This window comes from Alteromonas sp. 4NH20-0056 (assembly GCF_057539655.1).
Genome location: NZ_BAAJLS010000001.1, coordinates 218,796 through 235,207 on the forward strand (window position 1 = coordinate 218,796; position 16,412 = coordinate 235,207).

Sequence of the window (16,412 nt, forward strand, 5' to 3'; positions counted from 1 at the left end):
AAAAGTACAACAATCAGTTTACTTGCTTGTCTTTGGCGGGAAAAAACTTTTTCTTAAGCCAAACAAGTGGCAAGAACAAGACAAACCAGAATTTTTTCAAAAAAACCAAGGCAAGTGCAAACAACCCTGTTTTTGCCAATACCTTACCCGCTATTAAGCCGCCTATTCCATACGCAGCAACATCATCAATGTCTGGGTCAAATTGACTATATTTGTGGCCATCATTAAAACGCGCCATGGCTAATACTTCATCACGAGCAGCGTTAACCTCATTAAGTTGGTCCATACTGGCGATAAAATTCATCACCAAGTACCCCTGTCGACCGAGGGCCCTAACATTATAGTTCAACGTATTTTGTTCGCTTTCGCCAAATTTTATTTCTTTAGCCCAATATAGTTTATGTGTTTTTTGATCATAGTACGGCTTTTCGGCCCAGCCGATAAGCGCAATGCTTGGATAGCCCTCCTCTTCTCGCCATTTTGACTCTTCCTGCACATCCGCTTTCATTTCAGCCAGTAAGTCAGCGTAATCAATGTCTTCTACATTATCGTCTGACACATATCCATCTTCAGCATATTCTATTGTTACTCCCCAAGACGCGTTGTCTAACACTTGGTATTTCATCGGAAATAACATGCCAAGCATGGGCTCACCTTCGGGATTTCCCCACGCTTCTTCTAAAACTCGCTTCGTGTCTGCCGGTGATAGATAAAAATAATCTTCTGGCACAGTAAGACTTGCTTTGCCACCGGGTAGCGCAATTTCGCCGGTTTCATAGGTAAGTGACGCTTCAAATTCTTGCGCCCATTTTTCAAATTTTTGTTGTGCGATTGCCTCTTCAGATAAACCCACCTCTTCGATGGAGGTATTTTCTGTTGGCAATGCTTCTTGAGGATTTGGTAAATCAACTGCTAGCGCATTCGCGAAAATTGACGAGGAGAAATAAAGTGCTAACCCCATACCAAGAGAATGGTTTTTTGTATTCATGTCACGTTCCCTGTTATCTGTATTGTTATTATTTTTTTACTAGCGTAAACCAAAGTTGTAACGCGAAGCAATATATAACGTTCAACCTCAAGTACGCGGTTGCTGCTTTCGCTTTTTGTAACCAACCAAATGTAGACCGTGCATTTTGCATTAATTATCCCCCGACGTACTTTTTATAAAGCACTAGATGGCAAAAGGCGCAGCTCAGAGGCTGCGCCTTTTCATTATAACGTTAGGGCTTTTCGTCTAGCGCATATTGCACTTTTTATTGCGTTATCTTGCTTGTTAACTCAACCGTCTCTTTACCTAGATTTTTGAGTTGCTTAATGGTTTTTGCATCTGTCACCTCACCGCTATCATTTATCAGTGTATCGACTTTGCCTATCGCCTTTTGATTTGGGTTAACAATCACCCCAATGTTCTCTAACAACATACGCAATACAACTAGTACTCGCATACCGCCGAGCCCACCAGCAGACGCCGCCATAATACCCGCAACCTTTCCGCGGTATGCCTGCAATGGTTTTTCTCCCTCAGACATACGAGATGCCCAATCTAGCGCATTTTTTAGCAGCGCAGGATAGCTCGAGTTATATTCTGGTGATGCGATAAGAAAGCCATCATGAGACATTAATAACGCCTTAAACGCTAAGGCACGCTCAGGGATACCGAATTCAGCTTCTTCGTCTTCATTGAAAATAGGCATTGCATAATCGGCCAAATCGATGACGGTGACTTCTGCGCCCGCCTCTCTCGCACCTTCTGCTGCAACGTTTACAATTGCATGATTAAATGAGCCGCGTCGCGCACTTCCGGCAAATGCTAATATCTTTGTCATTATTGCTTGTCCTTAATTTAAAAAGGCCGACACACATGTCAGCCTTTTTTATAGCGAATAACGTAGTTTTACCTTACACACTACATTTTTTCTAGTGTTTCAATACCTAAGAGTGTCAAACCCTGTTGTAACGTATTGGCAACTAAAGCTGACAATGCTAAACGGCTGTCGCGAACGTTTAGGTCAATACCGTCTTTTAACATTGGGCACGCCTCATAGAACGTCATAAATGACGACGCGACATCGTACAAGTAAGTACACAATAAATGAGGCGTTGCCTCTCGCGACACCATACTGATAACTTCCTCAAATTGAAGAAGAAGTACAGCAAGGTGATGCTCTTGTTTTTCAGTGATAGTAATGTCGTTAGGCTGAGCTTCAATCGCCACATTAGCTTTTCTAAAGAGACTCTTCACACGCGTGTATGCGTATTGTAAGTACGGCGCAGTGTTGCCCTCGAAACTTAGCATCGAGTCCCAATTGAACATGTAGTCTGTCGTGCGATTTTTAGAAAGATCAGCGTACTTAACCGCACCAATACCTACCTTGCGCGCCACTTCGTTAAGCTCATCTTCGCTTAGGTCATTGTCACGTTCAGCAATCAGTTTACCCGCGCGTTCTACCGCTTCATCGAGCAATTCAACTAACTTAACAGTACCGCCAGTTCTTGTTTTAAACGGCTTACCGTCTTTGCCTAGCATCATACCAAACGGGCAGTGCTCATACGTTTGCTCTTGCGCCATAAACCCAGCTTTACGGCCAACAATCTCAGTTTGCTTAAAATGAAGGGCTTGACGGGCGTCAGTTAGAATCAGTGTTCTGTCTGCATTAAGCGTACCACTGCGGTAACGCATTGCAGCAAGGTCGGTCGTAGCGTACAAATATCCGCCGCCAGATTTTTGGACAATATATACCGCAGGATTCCCTTCTTTATCGGCGAGTTCAGGAATAAATACAACTTGCGCACCTTGGTCTTCGACCGCAATACCCTTCGCTTGTAAATCCGCGATAACATTTGCCAAATCATCGTTATAAGCAGACTCACCCATGATATCGTTGCGGGTAAGACTAACATTTAGCTTCTCGTAGACTTCTTCGGAATGCGCAATTGACACGTCAATGAACTTTTCCCACAAGGCTAAACACTGCGCATCACCACCTTGTAGCTTAACAACATATTCTCTGGCGCGATCTGCAAACCCTTCTTCCTCGTCAAAACGTACTTTCGCTTCACGATAGAAGTCTTCCAAATCAGAAAGCGCGGTTTCCGCGACTTCTTCTTGCAGCTTGTCTGACAAATGCGCTAGCAACATACCAAACTGTGTGCCCCAGTCTCCCATGTGATTCTGTCGAATAACATTGTGCCCTAAAAACTCTAGAACCTTGACTACTGCGTCGCCAATAATGGTGGTACGTAAATGCCCCACGTGCATTTCTTTTGCAAGGTTTGGCGAAGAATAGTCGACAACAATGTTTTGTTCTGCGCTTGTAGCTATTCCCAAGCGAGGATCGTTTAACGACTGTTCACACTGACTCGCTAGCCATGCATCGTCTAAATGTATATTTATGAACCCTGGACCAGCGATCTCTAACTTACTCGCAACGTCGCTCAACTCAACCGTTTCGACAATTTTTTCTGCGATATCACGGGGCTTTTGTTTAAGCTGTTTTGCTAGCGCCATTGCGCCATTAAATTGATACTCGCCAAACTCGGGGCGAGCACTGCGCGATACGGGGATTGGCGCATTTTCAACGCCCATTTTTTCTAACGCTTCAGTGAAACGGGTAACTAGTAATGCATGTATATTCATAATGATATCTTAATTTTCGCGCGTATTCGTAAACTTAATGTCAGGATAGCGCTCTTGCGCCAGCTGCAAATTCACCATTGTTGGTGCAATGTAAGTGAGGTTATCTCCGCCATCTAGAGCAAGATTTTGTTGGCCTTTACGTTGGAATTCATCAAGCTTTTTCTCGCTATCTGAATATACCCATCGTGCGGTACTCACATTAATATGCTCATAAAGCGCATCAACGTTGTACTCGGCCTTTAAACGAGCAACAACCACATCGAACTGCAGCACACCCACGGCACCAACAATTAGGTCATTATTAGCAAGAGGGCGGAAAACTTGAACCGCCCCTTCTTCTGAAAGTTGAATAAGGCCTTTAAGCAATTGCTTTTGCTTCAACGGGTCTCTTAAACGAATTCGCTTGAACAGTTCAGGCGCAAAGTTCGGAATACCGGTAAACCGATAATCTTCGCCTGCAGTAAACGTATCACCGATGCGAATTGTGCCATGGTTGTGCAAACCTATGATATCGCCGGCATAAGCTTGTTCTAGCAATGAACGATCGCCAGCGAGGAAGGTGAGTGCATCAGAAATTCGTACCTCTTTACCCAATCGGGTATGGCGCATTTTCATGCCCTTTTCGTACTTGCCTGACACTATTCGACAAAACGCAATCCGGTCGCGGTGTTTAGGGTCCATATTCGCCTGAATCTTAAATACAAACCCACTAAATTTACTATCGGTGCTTTCTACTGCACCATTTTCATGCTCTCGCCCTTGAGGCTCAGGTGCCCACTCAACCAGGCCATCAAGCATGTGATCAACGCCGAAGTTACCTAATGCCGTACCAAAGAACACAGGAGTAAGCTGGCCTTCAAGAAACAGCTCTTTGTCAAAGTCGTTTGATGCACCACGAACAAGCTCTAGTTCATCTCGCAGTGTTGAAACTAAATCAGAGCCAACCGCGTCATCCAGTTCAGGGTTATCTAACCCTTTGATGATACGAACGTCTTGAATAGTATGACCAAGCCCGCTTTGGTACAAAATAGTTTCGTCGCGATACAGGTGATAAACGCCTTTAAAGCTCTTACCGCAGCCAATTGGCCATGTAATGGGCGCACACAGGATATCGAGTTCGGTTTCTACTTCGTCAAGCACTTCTAGCGGGTCACGTATATCACGATCAAGCTTGTTCATAAACGTAAGGATTGGTGTGTCGCGAAGACGGGTGACTTCCATTAACTTGCGCGTTCGATCTTCTACCCCTTTTGCGGCATCAATCACCATTAGACATGAATCGACGGCGGTCAGTGTACGGTAAGTATCCTCCGAGAAGTCTTCGTGTCCTGGGGTATCCAGTAGATTAACAAGGTGGTCATTATATGGGAACTGCATAACAGAGGTGGTAACTGATATACCCCGCTCTTTTTCCATTTCCATCCAATCTGACTTTGCATGTTGACCTGATTTTTTACCCTTCACGGTGCCAGCTGTCTGTAGCGCTCGACCGAACAACAGCACTTTTTCAGTGATGGTTGTTTTACCCGCATCAGGGTGCGATATAATTGCGAACGTACGTCGCTTTTTAATCTCTTCTAGAAGCTTTTGTTCTGACATTAATCGTTATCTTTTCGTTCTATACGTAGACGCATTTCCAATCGAAAACTTATGTTTTCTAGGCAAATTGCTTTTGCCAAAAGACGCGTCGTACAAGCATGATGTTTAATTGCGCGGATTTTAGCATTTTACGTACGCTAACAGTAGACCAATTGATAAGAATTATCTGGGTAAATGAGACGTTTACAACCACAAAAAGAGTCGTATTCACGCGTATCAACATCGTGCCTTTTTTATCCGCTGCATTCTCCTTATGCAACGCTAACCAGTTCAGTACTATACAATTTTTAATATACTTAAGTACTTTTCTCGATTTGATACTTCTTGTTTTGTGCTATATTTTTAGCCAACGTGATAAACTATGCTCCTCATATAGGGGGTTGTGCTTTGCGTAAGCGTTCGCGATTATTTTTAAAGAAAAGGATGTTCCATGTTTAGGCTTTTGCCTATTTTCTTTGTACTGTTTGTCGGATTACATTGCTCAGTGAATGCCGAAAGCATTACTTTTGATGACAAATCAACTGCCTTAGATTTAAATCAGACTGTAGAGTTTGCGGTTACGAGCAACGATGTACTGACGGGCGATGAAATATGGTCATCAGATATTTCACGTACAAAGCGTAACGCTAACGACTATGTGCACTTTCGAGTAACCATTCAAAACGGCTACGACGTTGCGGTTCCATTGTGGTTCTCAATTGGGTTTCCAGCCATCAAAAAACTTTATGTCACCGACGGGGTGAACCGTTGGCTGACAGGAGATGCCCTGCCTTTTTCTAGCCGCCCTGTGCTGGTGCCAAATTATCATTTCCCTACCCTGTTACCTGCATCCGGCAGTCTCAAGATTTACGGCCACATGCAGGGAGAAATATTGCGGCATGACTTTTTCGTTGCTACCCCTGAATATGGGAACAACATTTATGTAGATATGTTACAACGAGACATGACCTTTTTTGGTGCCATGATAATCCTAACGGTACTTTGTTTGGTCGTATTTTGGATAAGTAAAAAATACGCATTTTTGAGTTTTGCCGTTTTTATTTTTGCGACAACATTTTGGTTTTTTCGTGTGTTTGGGTATGCCTTTAAAATATTGTGGCCTGCTTTTCCGCAGCTAAACGACATTACGTATGCAATAAGTATCTATTCTGTTTTACTCGCCTCTTTTTGGGCTTTGACCGCAACGCTTAAAAGGCCTAACAGAACTATTTACGCTTTTAACGCGATTCGTTACTCGTGTATTGCGCTTCCCTTCGCAGGCTTACTGTTATGGCAATTCGTCAGCTTAGACGCCGCACTGCGCCTTCCTGTTATTCTTTTCATCCCTTTTATGTTACTTGCGATTACCGTGCTCTATAAAGAGCACCGCTCTGGCTCGGGAACGGCAAAATGGCTGGCTGCCGCATTGTTTCCTGTAATGGCGAGTACCATTACATTAATTCTATTCGCACTGTTTGACATTAATTTACCGGTAGAGCCCATTGCCACGTTTATGTTCGGCCTATTACTGACGTGTACCTTTATGGTGGTAATGACGTCTAATTATCTATTTAAGTTGCTACAAAAAGAACGCGATGCAGAAAAAGCACTTTCTAAACTAAAAAGCGAACAAGCCGCTAAGCTTGAAGCGCTTGTGCAAGAACGAACACAAGCGTTAGAAGCGTCGAATAAAATGCTTAACGAACTGGCCCTAAGAGACACCCTTACCAACCTTCCCAACAGGCGCAGTGTAGACTTGTTTGTCGACAACAGTTTTACTGCTGATCCTCCACATAGTGATATCGCCGTAGCGTTAATTGATCTAGACCACTTTAAAGATATTAATGATACTTATGGGCACAATGTAGGCGATAAAGTATTGATTGCCGTTGCCAACATTTTACAGACCTTAAACAATGACAACTGTATAGCAGGACGATTTGGCGGTGAAGAATTTGCGATAGTTCAGCGTAGTGCATCGCCCGACAAATTTGCCGATACATTGTTGAGCGTACATAACGCAATAAATGCATTAGTGTTTAAAGCGCACCCCAAAATTCGTGTGGGGGCCTGCATAGGTTGGACGATGTGCAGTAGCACATCTCACGTTGTAAGGTCGTTTAGACGCGCAGATAAAGCCTTGTACCAAGCAAAAGATGAAGGGCGAAACCTCATTATTTATGCGCCAAAAAAATAGTTTTCAGTCACTGGGTTCACGTACTTCACAGCTTTCACCACAACCGAAGGGCGAGCAAGCGTTTAAGCGCTGACTGCGGTAATCCATTAATAAGGAGCGCAGATATCATTAACACCGCGCCGGCTAGCACTAATGGAAGTAATACCTCTTTTAGCAATACTACCGAACTTACATAACCAATAATGGGGGTTAATGTACTTATTAATACAATACGCTCAGGCGCTAGCTTAGGCCCCGCCGCCACCATAAGCCCGAAACCAAGGCCTGTCGCCACAGGACCGATATAAATTAACAGTAACCAATCATGCCATTGATATTCACTTAATGCGGGCATAGGTTCAAATGCTAAGGCCATTGCTAGCATTACGCTGCCTGCGATGACAAACTGCCAAAACACTGCTTCAATAACGCTTCCCTGCCATTTGTGAAACGATACACGTCTGATGGCAATTGCCCACAATAGCGATGCTAACAGCATGCCAATCAATGGAAGACGGGCACCAGGTTCGCCGCTAGCAAATAATATCATCGCACACCCAATCGTCGATATTCCGGTAAGCACAAACCTTTTAGAGTCCGCACGTTGGCGATACCACAAGGTGTCAATCAGTAGCATCCACAAGGGTGTTGTATAGATTAGAATACTGGCCGTCCCTGCAGGGATAAACTGTAGGCAAACCGTTATTAACCCCATAGATAAAATAAATTGAAACACTGCTACAACAAAAACGACCGCGCGATCTTGCCGAGAAAAGCGAGGAAAACGTTTTTTGGTGGCAACAACAAAGAGCAACAGAACCGGCAAGCTTAGTAGAAAGCGCAGGCAAACCATCCAAAGCGGGCTCACAGCCTCTAGCCCTATTTTCATAGCGGGCCAATTAAGCCCTAAACATAACACAGCGACCAATAACATTTTAACGCCCTTTGATTGTGCGTTGTCGATGGATGGTGTGGTAGACATTGGATATAAGCCTAAATAATATATGTATGAAAGATAACAAGGGAAAGTAGAAATGCTACTTAGTATACATTTACCGTGACCACTTCATGATCGATGCGTGTTCTTTGCCTTGCTCAGATGAATAGTAGTTTTTACGCGTTTCTATAAGTTCAAAACCGTTTTTCTTATAAAGTGAAATAGCAGAAGTGTTACTTTCCCTTACTTCTAACCATATTTCCTTGGTATTTTTCTTTGTGGCTATATCAAAAAGCGTATCAATTAATCGCTGCCCAACTCCTGTACCCCGCCATAGACGATTGACCGCGATATCCATAAGCGTTGCTTCGTCAAGCACTTCGAGAATAATGGCGTAACCGATAACACTACCGTTTTGGCGTGCCACCAAACCGTAGTACGGTGGCGTAAAGCAATCGTTAAACGTTGAAAAAGACCATGGTGAATACTGCGATTTTTTGTGAATATCGTATAACGCGTATATGTCCGAGGAAGATGACGCTGCGTTGACAAGTTCGATTTGTAAGGACATGAAGCGATTTACTTCGTTGACGATAATGCAGTTAACTGCATCCACAACGCCTTCTTTTGTGATGACGTTAACGCATTAGGTAGCGTAGGTAGAATAATAGCTTCTGATGATGCAGTAAGCGTAGTGCCTATCATAATATTATCAACCGTTAACGTTATGTCCAAATGAGAGAGTGTGACTGTCATATCAGCCAACCACTGGCTATTATCTTTTCGTTCACTATGGCTCAGCGGTTTCACCAGACTAACTTTTTCTTCAGGTGTGTGCCTAGACGTAATATTGTCGACGTTTTTTCCACCACTCACCTGGGCTCTTAATTGCGCCAATCGTGACTGTTTTTCTTCCGTAGAGATGGGCTTTCGCGCGACGTGAGCATTTTCGATTTGTAACCCATCAGCAGCCGTGCTTGCGACATCTTCTGATTTTTTTTCATTAGATTTCGATGCTGCTTCAGCTTGCGTTACCCAAGAAGTAATACCTAACTCTTGTAATACCGAGCGCTGATAATTAGATAAGAAACTCAAGACAATACCCAATCCAAGTTAAGATAACGACACATAGTGTAACGTAAAAGCCGTTTAGTTATCAGCAGGATTTGTGACATAAAAGAAGAGAGTGGCAGGGGTGGAGGGACTCGAACCCCCAACCATCGGTTTTGGAGACCGCTGTTCTACCAATTCGAACTACACCCCTAGCGCGCTGTGCATTATACGGATGGGATTAAAAAGGTAAAGCCTTTTTGCATCTATCATGCACCCTATGCTTAATAAACAATCAAAGCGACGCAATTTCAAACAAGCCGACTATTATGCGTGCTGTTTAGTGGCGTATAGTGCTGCTCTCCACAGCTGATTTGTCACATCCACAATGTTAAGTTGCTGCTCTACGTTTTGCACTACTTCACTTTGCGATATACCAGTTGCAACGGCATAAGAAACACACAAATGGAAAATGTCGTCGGCAGACAGCTCGTTAATTACTGCACAGCTGGCAACATCAAAAAAACGATTCCCCATTGCTGAGTATTCCCAATCGACGACCACCGGTGGCGTTGAGCGAAGAATATGGCTTATGTGTAAGTCATTGTGACATAGCACATAGTGCTGTGTATCTTGCTCGCTCTTTATCACTGTTGCTCGATAGGCCTTTGCTTGACCCCTTAGCGTTTCTGGCATACCAAGCTGCGCGCTTTCAATATAGTGCTCCCACCGCGCAAGTAGGTTTAAAGGGCGTGACGTTATCGGTAAGCAATGAATGTATGCAAGGGTGTTAGCAAGCGTTTTAACGACGTCGCCGCGCAAATGAGACGTGTCGTTATCTTCCCAACGCTCTACCCAAATGTGCTCGTCATCGCTCAGCCATACGGGCTCTGGTGCTACGCGCTGTTTAGCCAATTGCTGCTGCAAAACAAACTGATTAAAGCGGTCGATGCCACTAAATTCGTCACCGCCCGTCCACTTAACCGCATATTGCTTGTCGTTATCGATAAGCTTATAGACACAATTAACGATGCCTGACGGCTTTTGCTCAATACGGGCATGATGACTTAAATTAAGTGTACTCCTTAGAAGAGGAATGATGTTGTTTTGGTTCATCGTAACCTAACCATTGTGCCCGCCATTGCAAAAATCCATAAATAGAAAACCCAACATACCCTAAAAACAAGCATGAAGACAACGCCATTCCCACTTGAAAATACAAGTAGGCAGACGCTAAGTTTATGAAAAACCAATAAACCCAGTTTTCCATAACCTTATGTGCAACCATGAACGTTGTGGTAATACTCAGCATTTGGATACTAGCATCGAGTAAAAGATGATCACTATTGAATTGCGATGCAGCCAACTTAGATAATCCAAAGGCACATAATAGTAATAACGGGACAAGCAACGCATGTACTTTTTTCGGCAGTGTTCTCACTGAGGCGGTTTCGCCGCCCTTAGCGCCGTTCGTCCACTGATAGTATCCGTACGCTGCCATGACCATATAAAAGAAGTTTAACAACGCTTGAAACGGCAGTGTCACTTGCCAAAAGAGCCAGGTATAAATTGCTGTGCTTAAAAACGCACAAAGCCAGCACCATAGACTTTGTTTAGCCGCAAGATAAACATAACCCAAGGCAAAGATTACCGCGGTCCATTCTAACCCCGATGTAGCAACAATCTGTGCGTAAAAATTATCGAGGAAAGCCGCCACTATTGCGACTTCCTCGACTGCATTGCATCAAAATTTAGAAATTTAGCAACAAATATAGCTTGGCCTACTTCCTCGTGAGTGCGCTGCATTTCATTGCCCAATATTGTCATCACCTCAGTGTAGTCACCCGACACTTGCGTACTGGTGGCACTAGTCAACACATTAAGCGCTTCGTATCCATTCAGCCTATCAATAAAAGCTTGTATAGGAGGAATATATTCATTCACTAATGGATAAAGTGATAGTTCGACCATAACGTTCATAATGCGCTCCTAGAATGTGTATTTAACGGTAATACCAAATTGACGCCCGTTACCTAATTGATAATAGGGTTCGTCAAAAGCATACTCATCACGGGGATCATTGCTAAAGCCTCCAAACCCGCGAGTGTAGTACTCTCGATCAAAGGCGTTTTGCACCCACAGCGATGTTTGCCAATTATCGTTAAACCATACCACTTCTGTGTTCACCAACGTCGTACTCGGTGCGGTAACGTCGTGACCATCTGAGAAGCGATATTCATCTTTAAAATCAACATCTATTCGCCACGTTAAGTAATCAGTGAGCGCATATTCACTGAATACATTCGCTGTCCACTTAGGTGCTTGAGCCTGTCTTTGTTCGTCAATAACCGTACCATCGGCTAGCGTGTAGCCTTCAAACGTTGCACTCAGATATCCAACACTCGCACTTACCTGCCATGTATCAGTCGCAAGCCAAGATAATTCGAATTCAGCCCCTTTATTCGTGCCTAAATCAGCATTATCAATGATATCAATAAAATCTGGAGTGCCGTCTTCTCGCGTAATAACATCGAAATCACTGACCTGGGTGTCTTCTCTATCCATATAGAAGATTGCCGCTCGGGCTGTAAGGTTATCAAGTAGCATTGGACCTTTGATTCCAATTTCGTAGTTCCAATTGTACTCTTCGTCAAAGAATCGTTGCTCGTTGTTCACACGTTGGTCTTGATTAAAGCCCGCGCCTTTGAAACCGCGAGAGATACTTCCATAAAAGAAATGCTTATCGAGGTTGTAGTGTAAGGCAACTTTCCCACCCACCATTGTGGTATCAAGGTTGCGGATAAGGCCTTCACTATCTGAATAATCAAGTTCAAAACGCTCAACCCTAACCCCAACTAGTAGCGACAAATCACTGGTTAAAGCGGATTCGGTCTCTGCATATAACGCTTTCGTGGTTGGCGCGTAATCACTGATAAAGTCACCATCTGCATACGTATATTGACGCAGTAAATCTTGCTCTGATGTTTTATAAAACGCGCCAATCGTCCAGTCCGTCATGCCATCAAAAAGGGCCGCTGCATCGGAAGAAACAAACCGTACTTCACCAGTTTGCGTGTCTACGTCGCGATAATAGGCGTCAAATGAGGTGTAACCGAACGGATGAAACCCCGTAAATGTCCAATCTTCATCATAACCATAAGCGATATTGTGAGAGGCGTGCGTGGCAATAATGATAAAGTCGCCCGCGGCCGTTTGGGTGGTTGAACGCGCGCTTACGGCATGCGTTTGATGTTCATCGAACCCTGGCTCATCAGAGCGGGTTTTATTATCGTTATCTAGTGAGAATGCATCATAGCCATTGTCGATGTCGTACCAGCGATAAGAAAGCGCAAGCGTTGTGCGTTGGTCCAACTCACCGGATAAACTGATGTGCATGGCCGACTCATCAATGTTATTGGTGTCATCCCTATTTAGAAAAATATTCTCAACGAAGCCGTCACTGCGATTGTGAACGACACCGACACGGTATCCCCACTTATCGTTAATATCACTGCCGGTAGCAGCCTCTAGTCGATAGCTATTTTCTGTTGCTGCACGAAACTCAACATAGTCAGGGGCATCACTTCCTACTTCATTGCTTAGCAATTTTACGGCACCCGCTAACGCGCCAGTACCATAAAGCGTCGCCTGAGGTCCGCGATAGACTTCTAATTGCTGCGTATCAAAGATAACGCCTGCTGCAGCTAGCCCTGAAAAATCGAATTCATCAACAATAAAACTGACCGACGGGTTAATAGGCTCCGCAAACTGGCTACGCTCGCCAATACCACGAATTTGAATAAACCGGCCTCTCGATGCGCCGGTTGCAAAATTAACATTTGGAATACTGTTTAATACACTATCTACGTGGGTAGGTTGACGGCTATTTACGCGTTCTTGTCCCAAAATAGTGGCACTTGCGCCAAGTTGATCAAGCGTTGTCTGTCTGAAGTCACCACTTACGACAACACGTTCAATATCTGACATATCCTCAGATTGAGGAGCTGAAATGTCTTGTGCATACGCCGCGACTGAGCTGGCAATAAGGGAAAGCGTGAAAACTGTTTTATACATGGGATCTCTTATTCTTCTACAGAAAAAAGATCCGAATTTACGGCAGGTGATAAGGCTATATTGTGCACCATCCCTACGCCGGTATTATCCGGATCAGGTAAAAGGGTTCCCACAATAGTGGATCTCAGCCCGCAACTCGGACACCCCTTGGTAGAGTGACTAACGTAACGCTAATCACCGGGACGGAGTGTACCAGTTAGGGCAACACCGTCAAGGAAAGAAATAATTAAGCGATATTAATACGTTATAAACTGTCTTTGATGTTCAGGTTAAGGCGTCTTACTTCATCATCAGTTTGTGATTTTAGCGCCTCAAGGGTTTTGCCATGCGCAACTGGCATACGGGAATCGGTATCAACTTTGACAAAAACGATATCATCAGCGAAACAAATGGTTTTTTTCGTCGCTTTATTTCTTACTAAGCAACTGACGGTAATAGACGTTCTACCTACCGCTTTTGTTTCTAGCCCAAATTCAACAATGTCACCTTGTAATGCAGGTGATTCAAAACTAATTTCGCCGATATGCTTAGTCACTAAGCAATTGGTTTCCAATTGGCAGATGGCCCAGATTGCAGCCTCTTCATCAATCCATTCAAGCGCGCGTCCACCAAAAAGTGAGTTTGCATAGTTTAAGTCATTTGGCATTACTAAACGCCGAGAAAGAAAGCGCATTCGAATTCCTTACAATAAGTCGATATTATGTGCACTGATTACATCTCTTAATTATAACGAAATTTACAATCAATGGCGCGTAAACAATTATCATCATGGCTTTTTTCTCCTTATGACAGTATCTCTGTAAATGGGACGCATCGTCGTTGGTTAGTGATAGACGAGGACGAGGATTACTGCCGTAAAACCTTCGAGCAATTAACCCACATCGCACCATCACAATTGAAAATAGCGGCATTTGACGCCACTGAGCTTGATGGAAAAAAGCGTGCGAAATTGTTAGGCAATGAGTTTGATATTGCGGTGCTATTTGCCCATCGCGGCTTTCGAGTTGGTGATTTAATGGCGCTAGCCGGTACCGTTAAGCGAAGCGGTTGCTTTATTTTATGTTGTCCGCCGTTCACTCAATGGCCACGAACTTATATTGCTAACTCTATTTCCCATGGTTATCACTTGACATACAGCGCTTACATCGCACGCTTCATTGGTAAAATAGAGCAAGCGACCTGGATAGCACGGCATAATAAACTGACTACCTATCTTCCCCCCAATAATGTAGTAAAGGCGAACGTTGACCACAGCATCGACGCGCCGCGCGACAGCACAAATGGTAGCTTTGCTTCTGCTGATCAACAGCACGCGTATTCTGAATTGATATCACAGTGGTCGAAGGATAACGTTAACGCTGTTATCTCCGCACCACGAGGAAGAGGTAAATCGTCGGTTCTTGGGCTATTAATTGCCGCTTTAAGCCAGCAAGGCATGCGAGTATGTATTACCAGCACGTTAATTGAAAACGCTGAGCGTATATTTCACCATGCACAACAATGTAAAGGCGTAACTGTGGTTAGTGCTACCCGTGTCGTTCATACGCAAACAAACGGCAGTATTGACTGGGTCGCTCCTGATAACCCGGTATTATACAACGATGTGTTCGACGCTCTCATTATTGATGAAGCGGCCTCGTTGCCCCTTCCTAATCTTCTTACGATATTGCAGCAGCACAAAAAATGGGTGCTTAGCACAACGACCCAAGGCTATGAAGGAAGTGGCCAGGGTTTTATGCACAAATTAATGCCTGCACTTAAGAGTAGGCATTCCATATATCTTACACTTGATACTCCGCTACGCTGGTATTCTGGCGACCTCATTGAAGAATTTCTAAACGACGTTTGTTTGTTTAATACCGATACGCCTGACGACTCTAGCGACAACATGGCGCTTCTCGCGAAAGATTTTAAACATCGCGCTGCATGCGATATTACATATCGAATAGCTCGATTCTCTGACCTTTTAGAACATGAAATAGTAAGCGCCATGGCGCTACTGACCCTTGCACACTACCAAACAACCCCCGATGATGCGATGCGATTGCTAGACAGCCCTGATACAACACTGTGTGTTCAAAGGCTACGCAATGTAATTACCGGTGTCGCAGTTATTAATTATGAGGGTGGTTCAATGCTTACGTCGATTGGAAAGGCAATTGCTGAAGGAAGTCGCCGACCTAAAGGCCATCTTAGCGCGCAAAGGATAGCCCTAAAAACATTACAGGCATGCGACGCAGACAAGCTGTATTGGCGGATAAGTAGGATTGCTATCGCCCCTTCCCTTCAGCGTTTTGGGCTTGGCTCAAAACTACTTAGCCACATTACTGCTGCCGCACGTGATGCAAGTATAGATGCAGTTACTACATCGTATGGAGCTACATCGGCACTAAATCGCTTTTGGGAGACTAATGGCTTTACGATTGTCGATAAAGGCCTAAAGCCCAATAAGGCAAGCGGTGAAACCAGTGCATTAGCACTAATACCGCTATCAATGCTTGGGCATGAGGTTACAGCGCGCCTCATTAACATTCAACATATTGAGTGTAACCGGGCGCCGTTGTCACACTACGATAGTGACAGCCAATCCATTATCGTAAACAAGATACAGGCGTTTATAAGTGGATATAGGCCGTTAGAAGCGACCTGGCCCTATATTAATATTCTGACAAAGCACAACAAAGAAACGGCAAACGCAAAGGTACTCAAGCCTACTTTTACACTTCTTGATAGTAAACACATTAATATGAACGCATTGGAGCAAGTGTTTAACGTTCAAGGGAAGAGAGCGGTTACACGGTGTATAAAGAAAGAAATGTCAACGTTATTAACTGCGCTTAACAGCCCTAATTCTGTGGGATAAATTACACAATGTATCAATAGCTGCCTTTATCTACATTATGCTATGGGCATAAAAAAGCCCCCATTACGGAGGCTTTTTAAGCGATTCGATATAAAAT

14 protein-coding genes, 1 tRNA gene and 1 riboswitch are annotated in these 16,412 nt (G+C 44.0%); of the genes, 2 read left to right on the forward strand and 13 right to left on the reverse strand.

Going from position 1 to position 16,412, the window contains the following annotated elements; genetic code table 11:
• Positions 1-13: 13 nt before the first annotated feature.
• From AC27EZ_RS00990 to prfC, 4 genes are all read right to left on the reverse strand, one after another.
• Positions 14-988, reverse strand: coding sequence for a DUF2167 domain-containing protein (locus tag AC27EZ_RS00990; RefSeq protein WP_487133528.1), 975 nt, complete (start codon positions 986-988; stop codon positions 14-16).
• 265 nt (positions 989-1,253) lie between these two features.
• On the reverse strand, positions 1,254-1,826 hold the full coding sequence (locus AC27EZ_RS00995) for an NADPH-dependent FMN reductase (RefSeq protein WP_487133529.1): 573 nt from the start codon (positions 1,824-1,826) through the stop codon (positions 1,254-1,256).
• Between the two features lie 80 nt (positions 1,827-1,906).
• Complete coding sequence (gene argS / locus AC27EZ_RS01000) at positions 1,907-3,637, reverse strand: arginine--tRNA ligase (protein WP_487133530.1); 1,731 nt, start codon at positions 3,635-3,637, stop codon at positions 1,907-1,909.
• Between the two features lie 9 nt (positions 3,638-3,646).
• On the reverse strand, positions 3,647-5,236 hold the full coding sequence (gene prfC / locus AC27EZ_RS01005; protein ID WP_487133531.1) for a peptide chain release factor 3: 1,590 nt from the start codon (positions 5,234-5,236) through the stop codon (positions 3,647-3,649).
• 430 nt (positions 5,237-5,666) lie between these two features.
• Here prfC and AC27EZ_RS01010 point away from each other — a divergent pair, with 430 nt between their 5' ends.
• Complete coding sequence (locus AC27EZ_RS01010) at positions 5,667-7,412, forward strand: diguanylate cyclase (RefSeq protein ID WP_487133532.1); 1,746 nt, start codon at positions 5,667-5,669, stop codon at positions 7,410-7,412.
• Positions 7,413-7,446: 34 nt separating this feature from the next.
• Here the strand turns inward: AC27EZ_RS01010 and AC27EZ_RS01015 are convergent, their stop codons facing one another.
• The 9 genes from AC27EZ_RS01015 to AC27EZ_RS01055 form a co-directional block, all read right to left on the reverse strand.
• The gene (locus tag AC27EZ_RS01015; RefSeq protein WP_487133533.1) at positions 7,447-8,373 is read right to left on the reverse strand and encodes a DMT family transporter; all 927 of its coding nucleotides are present in this window, start codon (positions 8,371-8,373) and stop codon (positions 7,447-7,449) included.
• Between the two features lie 70 nt (positions 8,374-8,443).
• Positions 8,444-8,899 carry a ribosomal protein S18-alanine N-acetyltransferase gene (gene rimI / locus AC27EZ_RS01020; protein WP_487133534.1) on the reverse strand — a complete coding sequence of 152 codons (456 nt, stop codon included), beginning with the start codon at positions 8,897-8,899 and terminating at the stop codon, positions 8,444-8,446.
• Positions 8,900-8,907: 8 nt separating this feature from the next.
• The gene (locus AC27EZ_RS01025; RefSeq protein ID WP_487133535.1) at positions 8,908-9,423 is read right to left on the reverse strand and encodes a hypothetical protein; all 516 of its coding nucleotides are present in this window, start codon (positions 9,421-9,423) and stop codon (positions 8,908-8,910) included.
• A 92-nt stretch (positions 9,424-9,515) separates the two neighbouring features.
• Positions 9,516-9,592, reverse strand: a tRNA-Trp gene (locus tag AC27EZ_RS01030).
• Between the two features lie 113 nt (positions 9,593-9,705).
• On the reverse strand, positions 9,706-10,494 hold the full coding sequence (locus AC27EZ_RS01035) for a phosphotransferase (protein ID WP_487133536.1): 789 nt from the start codon (positions 10,492-10,494) through the stop codon (positions 9,706-9,708).
• Positions 10,451-11,095: a nicotinamide riboside transporter PnuC gene (gene pnuC, locus AC27EZ_RS01040; protein WP_487133537.1), complete on the reverse strand. Its 645-nt coding sequence runs from the start codon at positions 11,093-11,095 to the stop codon at positions 10,451-10,453. The genes AC27EZ_RS01035 and pnuC overlap by 44 nt, the downstream gene beginning before the upstream one ends.
• The gene (locus tag AC27EZ_RS01045) at positions 11,095-11,358 is read right to left on the reverse strand and encodes a hypothetical protein (protein WP_487133538.1); all 264 of its coding nucleotides are present in this window, start codon (positions 11,356-11,358) and stop codon (positions 11,095-11,097) included. The genes pnuC and AC27EZ_RS01045 overlap by 1 nt, the downstream gene beginning before the upstream one ends.
• Positions 11,359-11,367: 9 nt before the next feature.
• The gene (locus AC27EZ_RS01050) at positions 11,368-13,452 is read right to left on the reverse strand and encodes a TonB-dependent receptor (RefSeq protein ID WP_487133539.1); all 2,085 of its coding nucleotides are present in this window, start codon (positions 13,450-13,452) and stop codon (positions 11,368-11,370) included.
• A 53-nt stretch (positions 13,453-13,505) separates the two neighbouring features.
• A riboswitch (TPP riboswitch) is annotated at positions 13,506-13,610 on the reverse strand.
• Between the two features lie 86 nt (positions 13,611-13,696).
• Positions 13,697-14,125: an acyl-CoA thioesterase gene (locus tag AC27EZ_RS01055; protein ID WP_487133540.1), complete on the reverse strand. Its 429-nt coding sequence runs from the start codon at positions 14,123-14,125 to the stop codon at positions 13,697-13,699.
• 72 nt (positions 14,126-14,197) lie between these two features.
• Between AC27EZ_RS01055 and AC27EZ_RS01060 the strand changes: the two genes are divergently transcribed.
• Positions 14,198-16,315, forward strand: a complete 2,118-nt coding sequence (locus AC27EZ_RS01060; RefSeq protein ID WP_487133541.1) for a GNAT family N-acetyltransferase — start codon at positions 14,198-14,200, stop codon at positions 16,313-16,315.
• Positions 16,316-16,412 lie beyond the last annotated feature (97 nt).